19 protein-coding genes and 1 pseudogene are annotated in these 19669 nt (G+C 43.6%); 14 read left to right on the top strand and 6 right to left on the bottom strand.

Annotated elements, in window-relative coordinates; genetic code table 11:
• The first annotated feature begins 70 nt into the window (after positions 1–70).
• On the top strand, positions 71–1654 hold the full coding sequence (locus ACO05P_RS05665) for a peptide chain release factor 3 (protein ID WP_421754006.1): 1584 nt from the start codon (positions 71–73) through the stop codon (positions 1652–1654).
• Here the strand turns inward: ACO05P_RS05665 and ACO05P_RS05670 are convergent.
• The 5 genes from ACO05P_RS05670 to ACO05P_RS05690 are packed head-to-tail and all read right to left on the bottom strand — an operon-like array spanning position 1633 to position 8267.
• Positions 1633–2049 (bottom strand): response regulator, encoded by a 417-nt coding sequence (locus tag ACO05P_RS05670; protein ID WP_421754008.1) that lies wholly within the window; start codon positions 2047–2049, stop codon positions 1633–1635. The genes ACO05P_RS05665 and ACO05P_RS05670 overlap by 22 nt on opposite strands.
• Positions 2042–3157: a sensor histidine kinase gene (locus tag ACO05P_RS05675; RefSeq protein ID WP_421754009.1), complete on the bottom strand. Its 1116-nt coding sequence runs from the start codon at positions 3155–3157 to the stop codon at positions 2042–2044. The genes ACO05P_RS05670 and ACO05P_RS05675 overlap by 8 nt, the downstream gene beginning before the upstream one ends.
• Positions 3154–5247 carry a sensor histidine kinase gene (locus ACO05P_RS05680; RefSeq protein WP_421754010.1) on the bottom strand — a complete coding sequence of 698 codons (2094 nt, stop codon included), beginning with the start codon at positions 5245–5247 and terminating at the stop codon, positions 3154–3156. Before ACO05P_RS05680 ends, ACO05P_RS05675 begins: the two co-directional genes overlap by 4 nt.
• Positions 5248–5251: 4 nt before the next feature.
• Positions 5252–5941, bottom strand: a complete 690-nt coding sequence (locus tag ACO05P_RS05685) for a hypothetical protein (protein ID WP_421754011.1) — start codon at positions 5939–5941, stop codon at positions 5252–5254.
• Positions 5934–8267 carry an Rv1355c family protein gene (locus tag ACO05P_RS05690; protein ID WP_421754012.1) on the bottom strand — a complete coding sequence of 778 codons (2334 nt, stop codon included), beginning with the start codon at positions 8265–8267 and terminating at the stop codon, positions 5934–5936. Before ACO05P_RS05690 ends, ACO05P_RS05685 begins: the two co-directional genes overlap by 8 nt.
• Positions 8268–8365: 98 nt before the next feature.
• Here ACO05P_RS05690 and ACO05P_RS05695 point away from each other — a divergent pair, with 98 nt between their 5' ends.
• Positions 8366–8815: a response regulator gene (locus ACO05P_RS05695; RefSeq protein ID WP_421754014.1), complete on the top strand. Its 450-nt coding sequence runs from the start codon at positions 8366–8368 to the stop codon at positions 8813–8815.
• A gap of 56 nt (positions 8816–8871) precedes the next feature.
• Positions 8872–9354 (top strand): hypothetical protein, encoded by a 483-nt coding sequence (locus tag ACO05P_RS05700; RefSeq protein WP_421754015.1) that lies wholly within the window; start codon positions 8872–8874, stop codon positions 9352–9354.
• On the opposite strand, the gene ACO05P_RS05705 is transcribed toward ACO05P_RS05700, so the two are convergent.
• Positions 9355–9717, bottom strand: a complete 363-nt coding sequence (locus ACO05P_RS05705; RefSeq protein WP_421754016.1) for a CoA-binding protein — start codon at positions 9715–9717, stop codon at positions 9355–9357.
• 29 nt (positions 9718–9746) lie between these two features.
• Here ACO05P_RS05705 and ACO05P_RS05710 point away from each other — a divergent pair, with 29 nt between their 5' ends.
• From ACO05P_RS05710 to ACO05P_RS05760, 11 genes and pseudogenes are all read left to right on the top strand, one after another.
• Positions 9747–10376: an ATP-binding cassette domain-containing protein gene (locus ACO05P_RS05710; RefSeq protein WP_421754017.1), complete on the top strand. Its 630-nt coding sequence runs from the start codon at positions 9747–9749 to the stop codon at positions 10374–10376.
• On the top strand, positions 10373–11542 hold the full coding sequence (locus tag ACO05P_RS05715; RefSeq protein WP_421754018.1) for an ABC transporter permease: 1170 nt from the start codon (positions 10373–10375) through the stop codon (positions 11540–11542). Before ACO05P_RS05710 ends, ACO05P_RS05715 begins: the two co-directional genes overlap by 4 nt.
• Positions 11535–11957, top strand: coding sequence for a DUF3299 domain-containing protein (locus tag ACO05P_RS05720; RefSeq protein ID WP_421754019.1), 423 nt, complete (start codon positions 11535–11537; stop codon positions 11955–11957). Before ACO05P_RS05715 ends, ACO05P_RS05720 begins: the two co-directional genes overlap by 8 nt.
• Entirely contained in the window at positions 11957–12397 is a 441-nt protein-coding gene (locus ACO05P_RS05725; protein WP_421754020.1) for a DUF3299 domain-containing protein, read from the top strand. The genes ACO05P_RS05720 and ACO05P_RS05725 overlap by 1 nt, the downstream gene beginning before the upstream one ends.
• Positions 12394–13533, top strand: a complete 1140-nt coding sequence (locus ACO05P_RS05730) for an alpha/beta hydrolase (protein WP_421754021.1) — start codon at positions 12394–12396, stop codon at positions 13531–13533. Before ACO05P_RS05725 ends, ACO05P_RS05730 begins: the two co-directional genes overlap by 4 nt.
• Positions 13487–13606, top strand: a pseudogene (locus tag ACO05P_RS05735) (BatA domain-containing protein); the annotation flags it as partial. The gene ACO05P_RS05730 and the pseudogene ACO05P_RS05735, both read left to right, overlap by 47 nt.
• Positions 13607–15439, top strand: coding sequence for a hypothetical protein (locus ACO05P_RS05740; RefSeq protein ID WP_421754927.1), 1833 nt, complete (start codon positions 13607–13609; stop codon positions 15437–15439).
• Entirely contained in the window at positions 15436–16719 is a 1284-nt protein-coding gene (locus ACO05P_RS05745) for a dihydroorotase (protein ID WP_421754023.1), read from the top strand. The genes ACO05P_RS05740 and ACO05P_RS05745 overlap by 4 nt, the downstream gene beginning before the upstream one ends.
• On the top strand, positions 16716–17825 hold the full coding sequence (locus tag ACO05P_RS05750; RefSeq protein ID WP_421754025.1) for a glycosyltransferase family 4 protein: 1110 nt from the start codon (positions 16716–16718) through the stop codon (positions 17823–17825). The genes ACO05P_RS05745 and ACO05P_RS05750 overlap by 4 nt, the downstream gene beginning before the upstream one ends.
• Complete coding sequence (locus tag ACO05P_RS05755; RefSeq protein ID WP_421754026.1) at positions 17818–18570, top strand: glycosyltransferase family 2 protein; 753 nt, start codon at positions 17818–17820, stop codon at positions 18568–18570. The genes ACO05P_RS05750 and ACO05P_RS05755 overlap by 8 nt, the downstream gene beginning before the upstream one ends.
• The gene (locus ACO05P_RS05760) at positions 18570–19667 is read left to right on the top strand and encodes a glycosyltransferase family 4 protein (protein WP_421754027.1); all 1098 of its coding nucleotides are present in this window, start codon (positions 18570–18572) and stop codon (positions 19665–19667) included. Before ACO05P_RS05755 ends, ACO05P_RS05760 begins: the two co-directional genes overlap by 1 nt.
• Positions 19668–19669 lie beyond the last annotated feature (2 nt).

Here is a 19669-nt window from a genome sequence, read left to right on the forward strand (position 1 = left end):
TTAGAAGGATAAAGTTGCACAAAAATAGACACTTTTTTTAAAGTCGGGATTGGCTACTTTTGCGGCGACTATGAGTAGCCTAAAACAAGAGATTGCCAAGCGCCGAACTTTCGGCATTATTTCCCACCCGGATGCGGGTAAAACTACCTTAACTGAAAAACTCCTACTCTTTGGTGGAGCCATTCAGGAAGCCGGGGCCGTAAAAAGTAATAAGATTAAGAAAACCGCCACCTCCGACTTTATGGAGATTGAGCGACAAAGGGGTATTTCCGTTGCCACTTCGGTAATGGGGTTCGATTATAAGTCAAAAAAGATCAATATCCTCGATACCCCTGGTCACCAGGATTTCGCTGAAGACACCTACCGTACCCTTACAGCAGTAGATAGTGTGATTGTGGTGATCGACGTAGCTAAAGGGGTAGAAACCCAGACCGAAAAACTGGTGGAGGTTTGTAGAATGCGAAATACCCCAATCATCGTTTTCATTAATAAATTGGATCGCGAGGGTAAGGATGCTTTTGATCTATTGGATGAAATTGAATCCAAACTAGGGCTTAATATCTGCCCTTTGAGCTGGCCTATTGGTATGGGACAGCGCTTTAAAGGCGTATACAACCTTTGGGAAAAGCAATTGAAGCTCTATACAGAAGTCAATAAGCAGAAGATTGCCAATAGTATTGAGATCGAGAATATTGAAGATCCTAAAATGGCCGAAATGATTGGCGAGGACGCTGCAGAAACCTTGGTAGAGGAACTCGGCCTTTTGCAGGGTGTTTACGATGACTTTGATCGCGATGCCTATCTGGCGGGCAATCTTTCCCCGGTCTTTTTCGGAAGTGCCCTTAACAATTTTGGTGTCCAGGAATTATTGGATTGCTTTATTGAAATTGCTCCACCACCTCAACCTAAAGATGCCAATGGAGTATTGGTTAAACCCGATGAAGACTTCTTTAGTGGATTCGTATTTAAGATTCACGCCAATATGGACCCCAAACACCGGGATCGTTTGGCTTTTATGAAGATCGTTTCCGGGACCTTTGAGCGCAATAAAAATTATAAGCATACTCGCTTAGGCAAGAGCATGAAATTCAGTAATCCTACCGCTTTTATGGCTTCCCGCAAATCGGTGGTGGATCAAGCTTTTCCGGGTGATATTATTGGCTTACACGATACCGGTAATTTCCGGATTGGAGATAGTGTAAGTGAGGGTCCTGATTTAGAGTTTAAAGGGATCCCCAGTTTTTCCCCCGAACATTTCCGCTTCATCAATAATGCGGACCCCATGAAGGCCAAGCAATTGAATAAGGGAATTGATCAATTAATGGATGAAGGTGTGGCTCAGCTCTTCACCCTGGAAAGCAATAATCGTAAAATTATTGGCACCGTTGGAGCCCTGCAGTACGAAGTGATTCAATACCGTTTAGAGCATGAATATGGCGCTAAATGTAGTTATGAGAACTACCCCGCCTATAAAGCTTGTTGGATTGAAAGTTCGGACGAAGGCCAGCTGGAAGAATTCAGCAAATTGAAATACCGCTATTTAGCTCGCGATAAATTTGATCGTTTAGTGTTCTTAGCCGACTCCTCCTTTAGCCTGAGTATGGCCCGGGAGAAATTCGATAAGATTCAATTTCACTTTAAATCAGAGTTCTGATCAATCCCTTCGCGGAGTAAGGAAGGAATTAAGGGCTTGCGAAGTAATCGGATTATATGACGGTTTTCGCGGGCCCTTTTTAAATCACGGTCATCCTCAGTGGAGCTAACCATAAAAAGATAAGGGCGAACTTTAGAACGCTGTACCCACATTTCATAATGCTTTAAGAACTGGAATCCGTCCATTTCTGGCATCATCAAATCGAGTAAAATTAAGTCTGGCATTGGCTTTTTACCGTCCAAAGCATCATTAAGAAACTCCAGGGCTTCTTTCCCACTGTCTATTTCAACTATTTCGCGGGCAATTTTATGGTGTTGGATGAGTCTGCGATGCACAAAGCGATCCACCACATTATCATCAATCAGTAAGCAATATTCCACCTGGAACTCACTCATCGGAGTCTTTGCTTACATTAGGAATGCAGATGTGAAATTCCGCACCCTCTCCGGGACTGGAAGTCACGTCAATAGAACCGCCCATTTTGGCCAAGGCCTCTTTAACAATATAAAGACCCAAACCGGAACCGGCCATTTGATCCTTACCACGGAAGAACATTTTAAAGATTTGCTCTACATGCTCGTGAAGTATTCCAACTCCATGGTCCTTCACACGAATGTGAATTTCCTCAGCATCAATGGCAAATTTTAAATCTACTCGGGCGCGATCTTGATCAGATTTCTTAAACTTAATTGCATTGGCAATCAAGTGACTGAGTACAATTCGAATCCGGAAGTAATCGCCAAAGAATCGCGCATTCTGATTAATACTCTTTTGAATATTAACATTTTCACGGCTTTCGCCGGAATGCAGATGATTTAGCACATCATCTACCAGGTTTTCGATATTTACTTCAACAAACTCCTCGGCAGCCTTAGAGTTTTTGTAATAGTCAATAATATTATTTACCAGTAAGTCCAGCTTGTGCACACTTTGATCCACCTTACTGAACAGGCTGGCCGCTTGCTCCTCTTTCACATCGAGGTTTGCCACTTTCACCAATCCCAGCACACTGGCTATGGGTGCTCTTAAATCGTGGGAAACGCTGTAAACAAAGCGATTGAGTTCATTATTGGTTTTCTCAAGATCTTCAATCTTATTGCGCAATTGCTTACGAGTATGATAAAGATCGTAGGCATTCTCAATGGCTACTTTGATTTCGGCCTCACTCCAGGGCTTGGTAATATAGCGATAGACATGCCCTTTGTTAATGGCGTCAATGATATCATTAACATCCGTAAAACCGGTAATCAGAATACGAACGGGATCCGGAAAAACTTGGCGTACGGCATTAAAGAATTCTACCCCACTGGTCACGGGCATTCTTTGATCCGAGAAAATAACCTGCGGCTTGTGTGTTTTGAGGATACTAAAAGCGTCTTCCGTATTATTAGCGGTATACACTTCATAGTCCCTGCGGAAAGCAGCTTTAAAAGATCGAAGGTTATTATCCTCGTCATCCAGGTATAGAACCCGAATTAATTTAGTAGAATTTCTGGGTGTCATGCAAATTCGTTTGGCTGACGAATGGGTAAAAATAAGATAAATTCAGTGCCTTTGCCAAGTTCGCTATTTACTTCTATTCGCCCACCATGTTTATCAATAATTTTAAACACAATACTCATACCAAGCCCGGTTCCTTCACCCACCTCTTTTGTGGTAAAGAATGGCTCGTATAACTTTTTCTTGGTTTCTTCACTCATCCCGATACCATTATCGATCAAGTGAACAGCCACCATTTCAGAATCTACCATTCGGGTTTTCAAGGTCAAAGTAGGCTCTTCCCCCTCCTCATAACGCTTGGCATTTACCGCATAAATTCCATTGTTCAGAATATTCATGAAGGCCTGATTGAGTTTACCTGGGAAACAATCAATGTCCATCAGATTCTCATCATAATCCCTCACAACCTCAATCAGGTCTTTTGTTTTATTACGTAAGAGAATCATAGTACTATCCAATCCTTCATTCAAATTGGCCTTTTTCACTACATCCTCATCCAATCTAGAGAAATTTCGCAGTCCCAGTACTATCTCTGAAGTACGTACCGCTCCATCCGAAATACCGCTTACTAGAGATTCAATTTCTTCTTTCAAGAAATCATAATCAAATTCCTGTAAGCTAGACTTCGCTTGTTTCAATTGATCCGGACTACAATCTTCCGGCAACTGAGAAAAACGATCCACTATCGTGTACACCTCATCCAGATCCAATTTTAAGGGTTTAATATTGGAAGTAATGAAGTTAATGGGGTTATTAATTTCATGAGCGATACCTGCTGTCAACTGACCTAAGGAGGCCATTTTCTCAGCATCCACTAATTGCGTTTGGGTTTCCTTCAAATTATCAAGGGTAACCTGAAGTTCCTCATTGGCTTCTTGCAATTCCATGGTACGGGCCTCTACCCTTTTCTCCAACTCAATATTTTGTTCCTTGATAATTCTCTCGTTCTCACGAGCCATTTCCAGAGCGCGAGCCTGAGAGTATTCTTTCTCCCTTCGCAATTGATTAATTCGATCCGCCAGGGCGACCGAGAGGAGAACGACTTCAACACTGGAACCGAAGAGCATCGAACGACGGAATACCGGGTTATAAGGTATAATATCAAAATCCTTTAAGGCGAATATCACTACCGAGGTTAGGAAAACCGACCAGGCCAATAAGAAGAAGTTGGCCGGCTTAAAGCCTGATTGGGCCAATTTCACTGCCGCGACGATCGCAATAATGGATCCCACCAGAGAAACCATATTCACCATTTTATAGGAGAAGGACTCATAGCCCATCAACAATAAAATAATGGCCACCACATCCAGAGGAACCACCGAAAAGAGCAGCTTTCTGAAGAAAGGAGCCTTGGTCTTTAATCGTAAGAAATTGTTGATGAAAAAGATGGAAGCTATCGCTACCAGGGCTCCGGACAATACCGCGAAAATTCGGTTAAAAGCGGGGAACTCCTGAAAAAGGAAGCGATCCGTATATCCAAACAAAGCGGCCTGGGCCAATCCGAGGGTAAGCAAGTAAAGAATGTAAAAGAGGTAGCTTCGATCCCGGGTAAGGAAAAAGATCACCAGGTTATACAAAAACATTACTGCAATGAGGCCCACATAGGTACCAAAGAAGAAGTCGTTATTGCTTAAAGTTGCAGAAAGCGACTCTCTTTCAACCAATTGAAAAGGCAGAACCACCGGCTTGTGGCTGTATATTTCAAAGTAATACTCTTGTACCCCACCCTTAACCGGGAACACAAAATCCGAAGACTCATAAGCCCGAGTATCAAAATCATAGGCCTGTCCGGTTTCCAGAATTAAATGCAGTCCATCGGCGTCACGGCGATAAAAACGAATGGTATCTATTAAGGCGTAGGAAAGAAAAATACGTCGATCCTGACTGGCATATTCTGCATCGACCACCAGTTTAACATAGGCTACGCTGCCATTATCAAAGTTGGCTACACCTTTCTTTTCGGTTACATAATCTAAACCAATAATCTCCGACTCCAAATGCGACTTTCCATCACTAAATGTCGCGACACTCAACTGAGCCTTGACCGTCCAGCTCAAGAGGATTAAAAGGTTTATCAGAAAAATCCTTTTCAAGTTCCTAGAGCTTTAAATCCAATTGATACTGTACATCTACCATTCGGCGACGTGATTGTTCTTCAAATCTTTGATTAGGTTCCTGGCGCAAGGATCCTACCCGATCCAATTCAAGATCAGAAGCTCCGTCCAAAATTGAGGTATCGGGTAACTTCATAGCGGTCGCCAATAAATCCAGTTTAGGATAATAAAAGGTTCCATCATTGCCAACCTCAAGCATTGTCTTATAGCCGAAGCTCTCAGCGGTTGCGATGGTATAAGGTGCACAAAGAGCAAAGAGAGATTTCACTTTAATTTGGGTAGTAATGGCTACCGCTGCCCGAGTGAGAAATAAACTTCCAAAACCCAAACCCGCTACTTTACGAGAATTCCACAGACCGCAAATTTCTCCGGTCCCTTCTTTAGCCGCATCTGCAATATGATCATGGATGGTAGGATCCATATAACCTGTTGCGGATGCGATAGGCAGTTTACTATTACCATAAGAGGTATCTACACGAGCGCCTCCCAATACTTCCAAACTATCAGGGTCTTCGACCACCAGCACATAAGTACCCGGATTTTCCACCCAGGTAGCTTTATTGGAGGTCACTTTATTAACCCCAATACTGCTTAGGATGTCACCATGGCCTTTTAAAAATTTCTGACAGCTTTCGGGATCGTCCACTGCCTTAAACGCTCTAAGTCTAAGCACGATTTTCCATTAAATTTTTAAACACTTCAGTGATAGGTTTGCGCAAAGATTTAATCGCAGGTTCCTTAGCGTAAAAAAGTCTACAAAGGAATAAATCATTTACGTCTTCCGCTAAATCCAATAGGTCTAAATATGCTTTTCGCAGCTCTTTTAATTTTTCCCTAAGATAAGGACTGGTACTGACATCATCTCCGGATAGCCGAGCAAACATGAAGGTGGCTGGTGAGACTGGCTGATATGAAATTCCCTGATCGTTAAGATAGAGCCATATTCTTTCTACCCATTTCCCACCTTCCAATACTGTAGCCGCATCATGTTTTGGACTATGCAGAATGGCAAGTGCAGAACAATTCTTCATTGCGTCGGTGCTCATTTTCACCAATGCGCTACCCTTATCCCACTCTCTTAAACTGGCCATGGCTTCAGCATCCTGAATCAGCTTAAAGCCTACTTTATCGGCTTCTGAAAGCTCAAGGGTACGTAAATCCACCCCATTCCGACTTTCTTCCGCCTGTTCTTTGGTCCAACGTGCTTCATGAATAAAGTCACGATGACCCCAAGGGTCCAAAATTCTTTGTCGTTCTACTTTACCAATGATTTCGGCAAGCTCTTCAATTTTATTTCTATCCTCTAACCAATTCATGGCAAAGGCACTATCCGCCAATGCCAATCCGATTTCGGACTTTACCGCTTCGGGTATAGCCTTGTATTCCGGTGCCTTTAAACGGTTGGTCAGACGTATATCCAAGCGATCGCCATAGCTCTGAAAAGCTGCCTTTGGACTTAGGGTTTTGCTGAATGAATAAACAGCTACCAAATCTTCCCCAAAAGTATCCAAGTGATACAATTCATGCGCCTGATAACCCAGGCTTAATGCTCTTTGCTCCAAATTTTCCATCGCTGCGCCAAATCCAATATAGCTTCCGCGATGTCGGTAGTCCAGAAAACTAAGCGAGAAATGTTTATCGTGGAAAAGGGCTAACATAGAGTCTTTCCAAATCCATTTCCAGGGTTGTACATTCCCACCTGTGGGTGCTAAGCAAGCCTTTTCAACCAAATCCTTTATTTCCTCTGTGCTTAAATCCACAGAATTTGAAGTGGCCTTTAGCCCACTTTGTTCCAGTAATTGAGCGCAATATTCAAAACTCAGTTCCTCGGGTCTGCTAGTATCCGTAGTATTGCCCTTATCCTGTTTGGGCTTGAGATACATATCATCAGCATCTAAATAAAAACGTCCGGACTGCACGGGTTTACCCAATAAAAGATTACGACTAACAATAGTACTAAGCGCTCCACCTAAACTTACAGATGAGGCCAATTGAGGCCAGGTGGTTAAGGATTCTTCCACTTCCAATAAGGACGCTTTCAAACGGGAAGAAATGTTTTGCGCCCCCACCATATCCATGACCAGAGCTAAGCGCTCTTTGGCCGTCCATTGATCGATGGATTTCGCCCCTTCTTCCGAAACCATCCCATGCATCAAGGCACGCTGAGGCTCCAGATCAAAACGTTCTATATCCATCATTCCACGATCGCTGGTATCCATGATTACAGGAATACCTTTTGCGCGTGCCTTAATTCTTGCTTTTATCTTTATAGAAAGGGAATCGCATTCTTCAATCAAAAGATCCAATTGATCCTCTCCTTCCCCTAAAAATTGATCTAAATTTTCCTCGGTAATTCCCTCTTCAAACACTTCTACTTTTAAAAAGGGGTCGATCTCCGCTATTTCGCGGGCCACGATAGTGGTTTTAGGCAAACCCAATTCAGCCACTCCAGCGCGAATCCTATTGAGATTACTGAGATCTAAATGATCAAAATCGGCTATCCGCAAAGTACCATAAACGCGCTCCATACTTAGAGTTAAGGCAACCGACTGCCCCACCGAAAGACCTATCACCCCTATTTTTTTATTCATTAGGGAATATTGCTCTTCCGGATGGATCTTATATTGATTCCTGGAAGTCCTTAATCGAATAAAATCCTTTTTGGGCACCAGATGAACCAAGGAGTTTGACCAAGGGTAAAAAACCCATACGCCATAAACGTCGGGGTCTTGCTGGGCGCACCATTCAGACCAGTAATTTTTAAGCTCATTCGAGCTCGGCTTAAGTTTCGGATTGTCAATTTTATACAACTCCAAAATCTGATTTTCAATGGAGTTATAAACATTTAATTGTGAATTATTTTTATCTAGAAATACTTCTAAATTGGCTCTATCATCTTCCTTAGACATGTCGTAAATAATTGGAATAAATGTATTTTTATTTCCAATTAAACTAACTGAAGATGAGTTTCTTAGCTTGGTTTTTATTGCATTTTCCATGTGTAGGACACCCTGAAATCTATCAGCCAAATTACGGCATAGTATTGAAATTTACCTTACTTTTACCTTAGATTTTTGATTTAGAGATGAACGAAAATGTGAAAATCTTGTATGTCGACGATGAAGCCCACAACTTACAGGCTTTTAAAGCCAATTTTCGTCGAGATTTCACCTTATTCACCGCAGAATCAGGGGCAGAGGGTCTAGAGATTTTTAAGAGGGAAGAGCTCAATATAATTCTCACCGACCAAAGAATGCCAAATATGACTGGGATTGAATTTTTGGTAGAAGTGCAGAAGATCAATCCTGAGCCCATGCGAATTTTGATCACCGGTTATTCTGACATCAATGCAGTTATTGATGCTATTAACCGTGGACAGGTTTATCGCTACCTCAACAAGCCCTGGCATTATGACGATCTGAAAGCCACGATTTTATCGGCTCATGAAGTATTTCGTTTGAGAAGAGAAAACCGAGACCTTATTGATCAGCTCGAAAGAGCCAATGAGCAATTGGAGTTTTTACTGCGTCAGAAACTACTTTCCTAAGATCACCACATCCCCTTTATTCTATTAACTTCGAAGCCTTCTTAAATTTCCATTTTATGCGAGGCTTCTCTTCTTTGGCCCTAATCGGTGTCTTATTTCTGAGTGCTTGTGGTTCTAAAAAAACAAGTGCTCAAGAAAAGGCAGTTCCCCCTTCAGCTGAACCGCAAACCAAAGTGCAGCAAGAGGAAATAGAATTTTCGGTGGAGCCTGAGCCCGCTGAGTTTGCCTGCATTGAACTGGAGAAAAATAACCAGCATTCAGATAGCACAACTCGGCTAGTAGAAATTCTAGACTATAGCCAAAGCGGAAATTGCTTGCGAATCCAATATCAGTATAGTGGTTGCTCCAAAAGCAAGGTCCATCTAAATTGGATCAGCACTAAAGATCAAGTCGAATTATTTAGCCTCTATGTAGAAGATCCGGGCGCCTGCGAAATGTTAATCCAGGAGGAAGATTATTTTGATCTCAGTGTATTTACCGAGACCAAATCAGTTCATATCGAATTTAGTAATGGCTTCAAGGCCATTTACAGCCCCTAATCAAGACTCATACTGCCCTGTACTCAATAAAACCAAAGTACAGGCTTGCTCGTATTCAATTCCCGTTGCTTCCAACTTTTCATAAAATTCAGGATTCTCTGTTCCCGGATTAAAGATCACCCTGCGCGGTTTTAAACCCAGGATATAGTCATAGTAAACCGACTGATTTTTAGGTCCTACATACAAGCTTACCGTATCGATATCCTCATATTTTGGAAATCCGGCATCGATACTTCCAAAAGCATAAGTACTTTCGCGTAGACCCAAGGCTTCCGTCTCAAAACCATGCTCATGAAGCATCAGCAATGCTCGATTCGAATAGCGTTCCGGTTTGGGGCTTGCGCCGATGACTAATGTTCTCATGACCCTTTTTCTTAGCTAAATTTGCTTTTATGATTCTACAAAGTTCCGAACTAAAGTACTCCTACCCTACTACGGAGACTTTTAGTTTTCCTGACATCGGGATCAACAAGGGCGAAGCCGCGCTACTACTGGGTCCATCTGGTAGTGGTAAATCAACTTTATTGCATTTATTAGCCGGTCTTCTATCCGCTCAAAGCGGCTCTGTAAGCATTAAGGGTACCGATCTAAAAAGCATGGGCGAACGAGAGAAGGAAAAATTTCGGGCCCAACATATTGGACTGGTTTTCCAAAGACCCTTCTTCTTACCCTATCTTAGTTTAGAAGAGAATCTTAAACTCAGTGCGCGCTATCAAGGAGCCAAAGCCGATCAGGAATGGATCAGGCATCTTTTTGATCAATTGCAGATTAGCCATCTCAAATCTAAAAAACCTGCCGACTGTAGTTTAGGTGAACAGCAAAGAGCATCCATAGCGCGATCACTTCTTCAAAAACCCGCCTTGATCCTGGCAGATGAACCCAGTTCTGCTTTAGACGACTCTAATGCCTCCAAGGTGGGGGAACTCCTACTTTCGGTGGTAGATAATTTTGAAAGTGCCTTATTAGTGGTTACCCATGATCAACGATTAAAGGACCGAATCCCCAAAAGCTATTCCTTATGAATCAATGGAAAGCCGCATGGAAGAGCATTCGTTACCGAAGCTTACATCATAGCCTGAGTGTTATTCTCCTGGCCATCAGTACGGGATTAATCCTCCTATTGCTTAATAGCCGCAATAGTTTTGAGGACTCCTTTCGCAATAATATCAAGGGTATTGATATGGTGGTGGGAGCCAAAGGCAGTCCCCTGCAAATTATCTTGAGTAGTGTTTATCATATTGACCCGCCAACGGGAAACATTCCTCTGGACGAATACAAAAAATTAATCAAGCACCCCTTGATCGAAGCGGCAGTACCACTGTCCTATGGCGATAATTTTCGTTCATGGCGCATCGTGGGCACCGATAGTAATTATGCGCATTGGTATTCCATGCAATTAGCGGAAGGACGCGGTTTTCAAAAATCTATGGAGGTGGTCCTGGGATCTGCGGTGGCGGAAGCAACCGGATTACAAGTCGGAGATACTTTTGAAGGTTCCCATGGACTTAATCAAGAAGCTGAAGAACATCACCATCACCCTTTTAAAGTAGTGGGTATTTATCAAGCTAGCGGCACGGTACTCGACGAACTGATCCTCTGCCCCACGGCTTCATTATGGGATGTGCATGAGCATGCTGAAGGTCCCAAAGAGATTACCGCCGCTTTAATTCGTTTTAAAAGCCCGATGGCCAATATTATGTTGCCACGGATGGTCAATGAAAAAACGCCCATGCAAGCGGCTTTGCCTGCCATAGAGGTAAATCGTCTTTTTAGCCTGGCTGATTCTTTTGTGCAATTCCTTAATATTTTGGCCTACCTCCTTATTGGAATTGCGGCGCTCTCCGTATTCCTGGCTTTATTCCAAGGACTTAAAGATGATGAACCCCAGTTTGCCTTTCTTCGTGCCATTGGCAGCCCACCCTCGCGCATTCTAAAGTTCATCTTAGTCAAAGGATTGATCATTGGATTAATCTCCTATGCTCTGGCTCTTATCCTCAATATCATTGCCTTCCAATTTATTGGAAGCTTAGTAAGCCCGGCCTATCAATTATCTAGCTCGGAGGTCCTATTTAATTGGAACAGCATATACACCTTAGCTGCCTTAATTGGCGTAGTAATTTTCGCTTCGGTATTACCAGCCTGGCATGCTTATCGCATCAACATTATTAAAACTCTGGCACATGCCTAAGTATCTCATTCTGGCGCTTAGCCTCTTTTTTGGATTTAATGTTCTGGCTCAAAAAAATCTAGCCTGGCCGGTTTTAGCCATGACTAATTACAGTCAAGATCCAGCCACTGGACTTTATAGCCCTCAGTTTCCTAAAATCCTGGAAGATCAATTCGAAGGACAGGAGGTCATAATTGCCGGCTACCTTATTCCAGTGGATGTAGAAGCAAACACCTATGCTCTTAGTAAAAATCCTTTTAGCTCCTGTTTCTTCTGCGGGAATGCCGGTCCGGAAACGGTAATCGAACTTAAGTTCAGCGCTGACCCCGGACGATTTGCAACAGACAAATACTTACCTATCAAAGGAACCTTGAAGCTTAATCGCAATGGATCAGGGCTCTTCTTTACCCTCGAAAACGCTGAAATATCCGGATAATGAAAAAGCTATTAATCCTAGTATTCTGTTTAAGTGGCTGGGGCCTGATGGCTCAAAGTGAAGCTAAAGTCATTGATTGGAAACTATTAGCCAAAGTGGAATTTATAGACCAGTATTTCGAGGATTTTGAAGCCTGGTATCTGGTCCCCGACTTTAGTGATGAAGTCGAGAAATTGAATGGCAAAAAGGTGTTAATCAAAGGCTATGTAATCCCCTTGGATGTGGACGGCGGTAAATACGCCTTGTCAGCTTACCCTTTCAGCGCCTGTTTCTTTTGTGGCGGAGCCGGACCAGAAAGCGTGATGAGCCTGCATTTCGCCGAAAAGCCCCCACGCCTCGAAACCGATGACTATCTCAATTTTGTGGGTACTTTAAAACTCAATAAATCTGATGTGGAAGACTTCAATTACATCCTGGTAGATTGTAAATTGATGGAATGAAAAAAGGTCTCCTCATCAGTGCTCTCATTGTGGGCTTATTAACGGCATTTTACTTTGCCGGCCCCCGTCCTGAAGCCATAAGCCTCGACCCTTCCTTCCCTGAAATTGAAGAGTCTTTAAGTGAACTTGAACCTTATTTAGCCCGACGCGAATCCGCTTTTGTACTTCGAAAAGACAATGAGGCCCGTATCCTTTGGGCCGACAGCATTCGGCAAACCAAATGGGTAGTTCTCTATTTACATGGCTTTTCTGCCAGTCAAGGTGAAGGCGCTCCCCTCCATCAGCATATAGCTGAAAAGCTTGGTGCTAATTTACTTTTAGCAAGATTGGCCGGACACGGATACCAAAAGAATCAATTAGGCGAATACACTGCCACTGGTGCCTGGGAGGATGCCAAAGAATATCTGGCTTTGGCCGAAAAAATGGGACAGAAAGTCTTAATCATGGGTACCAGTACGGGCTGCAGTTATGCCTTAAATCTTGCTGCCGAATTCCCCGAAAAGGTAGCAGGCCTGATCAATCTATCCCCCAATATCCGCGTTAAGGACCCCAATGCCCTGCTTTTAGATGATCCTTGGGGGGAGCAAATTGCCCATTTGGTATTAGGCGAAAAACGCCGGGTAGTTTCCGACTCCGTAGGGCACGCCCTCTACTGGGACACCCTTTATACCGTGCATGCCTTAGTAGAATTGGAAAACCTCTTGGAAAGTACCCTTATCCCCGAAACCTTCGCCAAGGTGAAACAACCGGTATTAAATCTCTGCTATTATAAGTCAGATACTGAGCAAGATCCGGTGGTTTCGGTAGAAAAAATTGAATGGATGCATGCCCTTTTAGGTACAGCAGTAAATCAAAAGAGACTGGTAAAACTAGATAAGGTTGGCAACCATGTATTGGGCTCTCCAATTAAATCCAAAGACGTTCCGGGTACCGAAAAAGCGATCACGAAATTCCTCAATGAAATTCTATTAAGCGAAAATTTGTTTTCGTGTACCGCTATTCTCTGCAATCCACTACTTTTGTGCTTTGATGAATTTTGGCTTTCCTCAATTCTTTTGGGCACTGTTCGCCCTGAGCATACCGCTGCTCATCCACCTCTTCAATTTACGAAGACCAAAAACCGTTTTCTTTTCTAACACTCGCTTTTTAAAGCAATTAGAAGAACAGCGTAAATCGGTTAAACGTCTGCGCTATTGGCTTATCCTACTTATGCGCGGTTTAGCTTTGGCTGCTTTGGTCACTGCCTTTACCCTTCCTTATTCAAATACCACCGCTGAAGCCAGTGCTCAAAAAAAGCAGTATCTGCATCTGTATGTGGACAATTCCCTTAGCATGAAAAGGGATGGCAGTAAGGGGCCTCTACTAAATCAAGCTCGACTTTTTAGCTCTCAGTTTTTAGCTTCTTTGGGTGATGAAATCGAAGTTCAAATTCTTAGCAATGATTTTGACAGTCGTTATCAACGCTATTATCCGGCATCAGAGGCCAAAGAATTGGCGGAGCAATTAGACTATAGCTCCGAATTCCGCAGTTTAGAGGAAGTACTTAACCGCATTCGAAACCTCAGCATCCAAAATCCTGAAGCTCAACATCAAATCTTATTGCTCAGTGATTTCCAGGCCGGAATCTTAAATACCGAAGCTTTCGAAAGCGCTGCAAATGAAGAAGTTAAATTACTGGCACTAAGCAGCGAAAGTGGCCTGAACAATGCCTCAATCGACTCACTCACTTTTAAAGCCCCGGTCTTTGTTCCTGGTTTAGTGCAGGATATGGAAGTTTTCCTGCACAATTATTCTCAGGAAAAACTAAGCGGTATTAGCCTGGAATTTTGGTTGAATGACACCCTTCAAAATGCTCGAATTGTTGATCTCGAAGCTCAGCAGAGTACGGCCTTCCCAATAAGCTTCATCCCCCAAAAACCGGGTGCCTACCAGGGAAAGATTAGCATCTCCAAAGGAGAGCCCAGCTTTGATAACCAGTTTTACTTTAGCTTTCAAACCCTGGGGAAACAGAAAGTATATTATCTCTCCGAAAAGGAGAAGTCCGAACTACCACTCAACATTTTCCGCGATCCCTATTTCGAATTGAAGAAGAGCAGCCTTCAAGATTTAGATTACGATTACTTAGCGGAGGCCCGTCTGATTATAGTAGAAAGTAATCAAAACATCAGCGAAAGCTTAAAACAGCGATTGGAGGAACATCTGCAAAAGGGTAAAAACATCTGGTTCTTCCCCGGCAAGGATATTGCCGTTTATCAATCGCAGTTGCAAAGCCTGGGTATTAAAATTGCCGGGCAATGGATTCAGGATAGCCTAATGGCCCAAAGCCTGAATGCAAACGATCCCTATCTGGAAAACACTTTTATCGAAAGTCGGCAAGCCCCCCTACTTCCTTTTTCGAAAACCCATGTTCTTAGTGAAGATGGTAGTTCCATTGCTCTTTTAAGTTTCTCGAAAAACCGCTCCTTATTGGCGCGTAAACCAATGGGGAAAGGACAAGTTTTCTATGCCTTAAGTAGCCTTGATCCGGAACAAAGTAATTTGGCGGGGCATCCACTAATAATTCCACTTTTAGCCAATGCTTCTTTTTATGTGGGAGGAAAAGCCAAGCCTTATGTGCATGCCGGTAATGCAAGTGATTATCAAATTATTGAGGCTAATCAAGTAGAAGAAGCCTTAAAGATTGTGACTAAAGATGGTGAGCTTATTCCCTACCAGAGCTTTCAAAATGATCATTATGAACTGCGCTTAGGTTCCCAAAATTTAGAAGCCGGTAATTACCCCCTTATCAGAGATCAAGAAAATATCGCTTACTTCTCCGTTAATCTGGATTCAAGGGAAAGCCTTATGCAGGCTTCAAAGCTCAAGCTCAACGAACTTTTTAAGCCTGAAGCACAAATTATTGACCCTTCCTCCAATCAAGAACAAGCCCAGCTCAAAGCCAGCATCCTCATGGAAAATACCGCCCTCTGGCCCTGGTTTGTGTTGCTTACCCTATTATTTCTTTTTCTTGAAATGTTATTCTTAAAGTCAGGCCGAAGATGAACCAAGCCACCTACCTCCTAAAAAATGTAAGGATCCTCGATCCTGCTTCTGCCCACCATCAGGAAGTACTGGATGTACTTTTAAAAGAGGGGAAAATCGCTGCGCTGGGATCTAATCTCCAAGATCCGGCAGCCGAATTAATTGAAGGTGAAAATTTGCATTTAAGTCCGGGTTGGGTAGAGCTTAGAGCCAACTTTAATGATCCGGGAAATGAAGACCGGGAAACCCTACAAAGTGGTGCCGCAGCAGCCCAATGGGGAGGTTTTACCGCCGTGGCTTTGTCTCCGCAAACCGATCCGGTAGTGGATACTAAATCGGCAGTTGAATACCTGCGCTCCCATTCAAGGAATAGCCCCGTAGAGTTTTTACCCATTGCGGCCTTTAGTAAGGGGCTCAAAGGAGAGGAACTGAGCGAAATGTACGATATGCGCGAAGCCGGCGCCCTGGCTTTTAGTCATGGAACCAAAGCCGTGAGCAATGCAGCCCTTATGCGCCTGGCCCTGCTTTATCATCGTGAGTTACCCGGTGCCCTGCAAGTTTTATCCTTCGACACAGCTATAACAGCAGGTGGTCAAATGCACGAAGGCAGCAAAAGCACCTGGTTGGGCTTAAAAGGCATTCCAGAATTAGCGGAAAGCCTAAGCATGGCCCGTGATATTTCTCTGGCTGAATATACCGGCAGTGCCATTCACTTTCAGGGAGTGAGCAGTAAAATTGGTGTAGATTTAATTCGTCAGGCTCAAGCCAAAGGATTGAAAGTAAGTGGTGATGTAAACCTCTTCAATTTGGTTTGGACCGATGAAGCCTTAGAACAATATGATAGTAATCTAAAACTCTATCCACCCTTAAGATCTGAGGAAGATCGTCAGGCCTTGATAGCCGCTTTAAAAGATGGAATTTTAAAAGGCATTGCCAGCGATCACCGACCTCGCACCATCGAAGAAAAGCGCTGCGAATTTGACCTGGCTCAATTTGGTGCCGCCAGCTTAGAAGGCAGTTTTGCTTTGCTTAACACCGAATTAGGAAGCGAATTGGGATTGGAAAAAATAATCCAGTGCCTAAGTCGCGAAAACCGTGAAATCATCAATTACCAAAGCGAAAGAAGCATTGCTGAGGGGAGCGAAATGGACCTAACTTTATTCGATCCTGAAATGCAGTGGAATTGGAAGGACCATCGCAAAAGAAGCAAGGCAGCAAACTATCCTTTTGTAGATTATACCTTTAAAGGCAAGGCCCTGGCTACCTACCAAAAGGGCCAGTGGCATACTATTTCAGAATGATCATCGGATACGAAGCAAAGCGCATTTACCACAATCACAGTGGCCTGGGTAACTATGGTCGCAACTTAATTCGTGCCCTTGCTGCTGATTATCCAGATACTGAATTTCGCCTTTACAATCCCTGGCCGGGCAGCATTGCCTTCGAGGCAGGCAGCAATGTAATTGAACAATTACCTGCGCAAAAATCAAAGCTCTATGCTCAACTTTGGCGCCGCCTCTTTATCAGCAAACAGGCCAAAAAAGAGGGCGTTGAAATCTTCCATGGCCTTTCGGCTGAATTGCCACAGGGACTATCCCGCCATGGAATTAAATCCATCGTCAGCATCCATGACTTAATATTCCTGCGCTATCCACAGCTCTATAAAGCCATTGATCGCAAAATCTACAAGCGCAAGGCTCTGGCCGCCTGCCAAAGAGCAAATTTAGTAGTGGCCATTAGTCAACAAACACGTCAAGATTTAATCCAACTTTTAGGTATTAGTCCGGATAAGATTAAAGTGATAGGTCAAGGATGTGCCCCCGAATTTTGGGAAGATCATCAGGATTTAGGAGAAGCCCTCCTTCAAAGGGAAGCCCTTCCCGATCGCTTTGGTCTCTTTGTCGGAACCCTCGAGCCTCGGAAAAACCCGGTGGCACTGGCTCAGGCATGCCTGGCAGAGAAAATTCCCTTGGTATTGGTAGGGCGACCTAAAAAATATTGGATCGATTTTTACAATAGCCTTTCGGCAGAAGAAAAAAAGCTCATTCGCCCTATAAAAGTGGGGCCCAATGCCGAATTAGCCGGTCTCTATCAAAAGGCCACCTTTATGGCTTATCCCTCCAATTTTGAAGGATTTGGCATTCCTCTGGTAGAAGCAATGGCCTCTAATACAGCTTTAATAAGTAGTGCGAACTCGGCCTTAAAAGAAGTGGCCGGCCCAGGAACTATCCTGCTTAAAGAAAATAGCCCTGAGCAAATAAGAAAGGCCATTCGTAAATTCTGGGAGAATGAAGACTTCCGTCAAAAATCCATTAAACAGAACCGTAATTTTGTTACCCAGTTTAAAGATCAGGTAATTGCCCGTCAGTGGATGGACACCTACCGCGAACTTGCAGGACATGATTAAAATTTCGGCGGTCATTATCACCTACAACGAGGAAAAGAATATTGCTCGTTGCCTGGCTTCTTTGCAAAAGGTAGCTGATGATATCGTGGTGGTAGATTCCTTTAGTTCGGATCGCACCGAAGAACTGGTTAAGGCCGCAGGTGCTCGTTTTGTACCTCATGCTTTTGAAGGGCATATACAACAAAAGAATTGGGCCATTTCTCAAGCAAAATATCCGCATGTTCTTTCCCTGGATGCAGATGAAGCCCTGGACGAAGAACTGGAAGCGGCAATTTTAGCCCTCAAAGAAAACTGGACGGCTGACGGATATCGCTTAAATCGCCTCACCAATTATTGTGGCAAATGGATACGCCATGGGCTTTGGTATCCCGATCGGAAATTACGCCTTTGGGACAGCCGCAAAGGCGCTTGGGGCGGGCAAAACCCTCATGATACCTTTATCATGGAAAAGGGATCCGTGATTCAGGAATTGCCGGGTCACTTGCTCCATTACAGCATCTATTCTTTCGAAGAGCATATCGCCCAAATTCGAAAGTTCACTGATATTTCCTCCAAAGCAGCTTTTGATAATGGAAAGCGCTCCAACTACTTCAAATTGCTCTTCTCCCCTTTTTTGAAATTCATACGAGCTTATGTATTCCGCCTGGGCTTTTTAGATGGTAAGGAAGGCTGGATGATTGCGCGCTGGAGTGCCCATGCCACTTATCTTAAGTACCGGAAGCTCATGAAATTGCAGCAGTCCTGATGCAGGCTCCAATATTACATATATCAACTGCAAGGTCCTGGCGCGGGGGCGAACAACAAATAGCCTACCTCTGTTTGGAATTGCAAAAGCTGGGTGTTGAGCAGCATATTGCCTGCATTGCCAATGCGCCATTGCATCACTGGGCCCTGGAACATAAAATTCCTGTTTTGGCCTTAGCTAAAGCCAGCTCCATTGATTTGCGCTTTTCGGCACGTCTCAATCGATATCACAAACAAAACAAAATTGGCTTGTGGCATGCGCATGATGCCCACGCGCATGGCTTTGCTGTATATGCCCAACATTTCTTCTCTGCCTCCTGCCCATTGGTGGTATCTCGCCGAGTAGATTTTCCGGTAGCCCGCTCACGCATGAGTGCCTTTAAATACAATCATGCCTCCGTTTCACGCTACCTCTGTGTAAGTGATGCCATTGCTGAAATTTTACGAAAGAGCCTCAAAAACCCTCAGCGTGTATTTACTGTTCATAGCGCGATTGACTCTTCTCGTTTTGAAGGGGTAGAAAAAGGAAAACTTAGGGCAGAGTTCCCACAATTTGCAGAGCAAAAATGGATTGGCAATGTGGCGGCTCTTACCGGGCATAAAGATCTGTTCACCTTTATGGATACGGCTAAAAATTTGTTAGCCAAGCGCGAGGACCTGCATTTTTTCATCGCAGGGAAGGGTGAACTGGAAACTGAATTAAAAACCTATCAGCAAAAGCTGGGACTGGAAAAACAATTAACTTTTTTAGGCTTTCGCCAGGATATTCCAGAAATATTGGCCGATCTCGATTGTTTCCTTTTTAGCTCGGAAATGGAAGGCTTGGGAACTTCGGTTTTAGATGCCTTTGCCAGCGAAACTCCAGTAGTTGCCACTAATGCCGGTGGAATCCCGGAAATGGTGAAAGATCAAAAAAGCGGAATACTCTGCAATGTAAAAGACGCATCAGCCTTAGCTAAAGGAGTAATGCAAGTCTTAGAAAATCCTGACTTAGCCTCGCAATTATGCCAGGAAGCAAAGGAAATTCTAAGAGAATTTAGCCCCTCTAAAATGGCCGCGAATACCTTAAAACATTATCAAGAGCTTTCGGTTTCTTAAGC

This window comes from Croceimicrobium sp. (assembly GCF_965228705.1).
Classification (GTDB): domain Bacteria; phylum Bacteroidota; class Bacteroidia; order Flavobacteriales; family Schleiferiaceae; genus Croceimicrobium.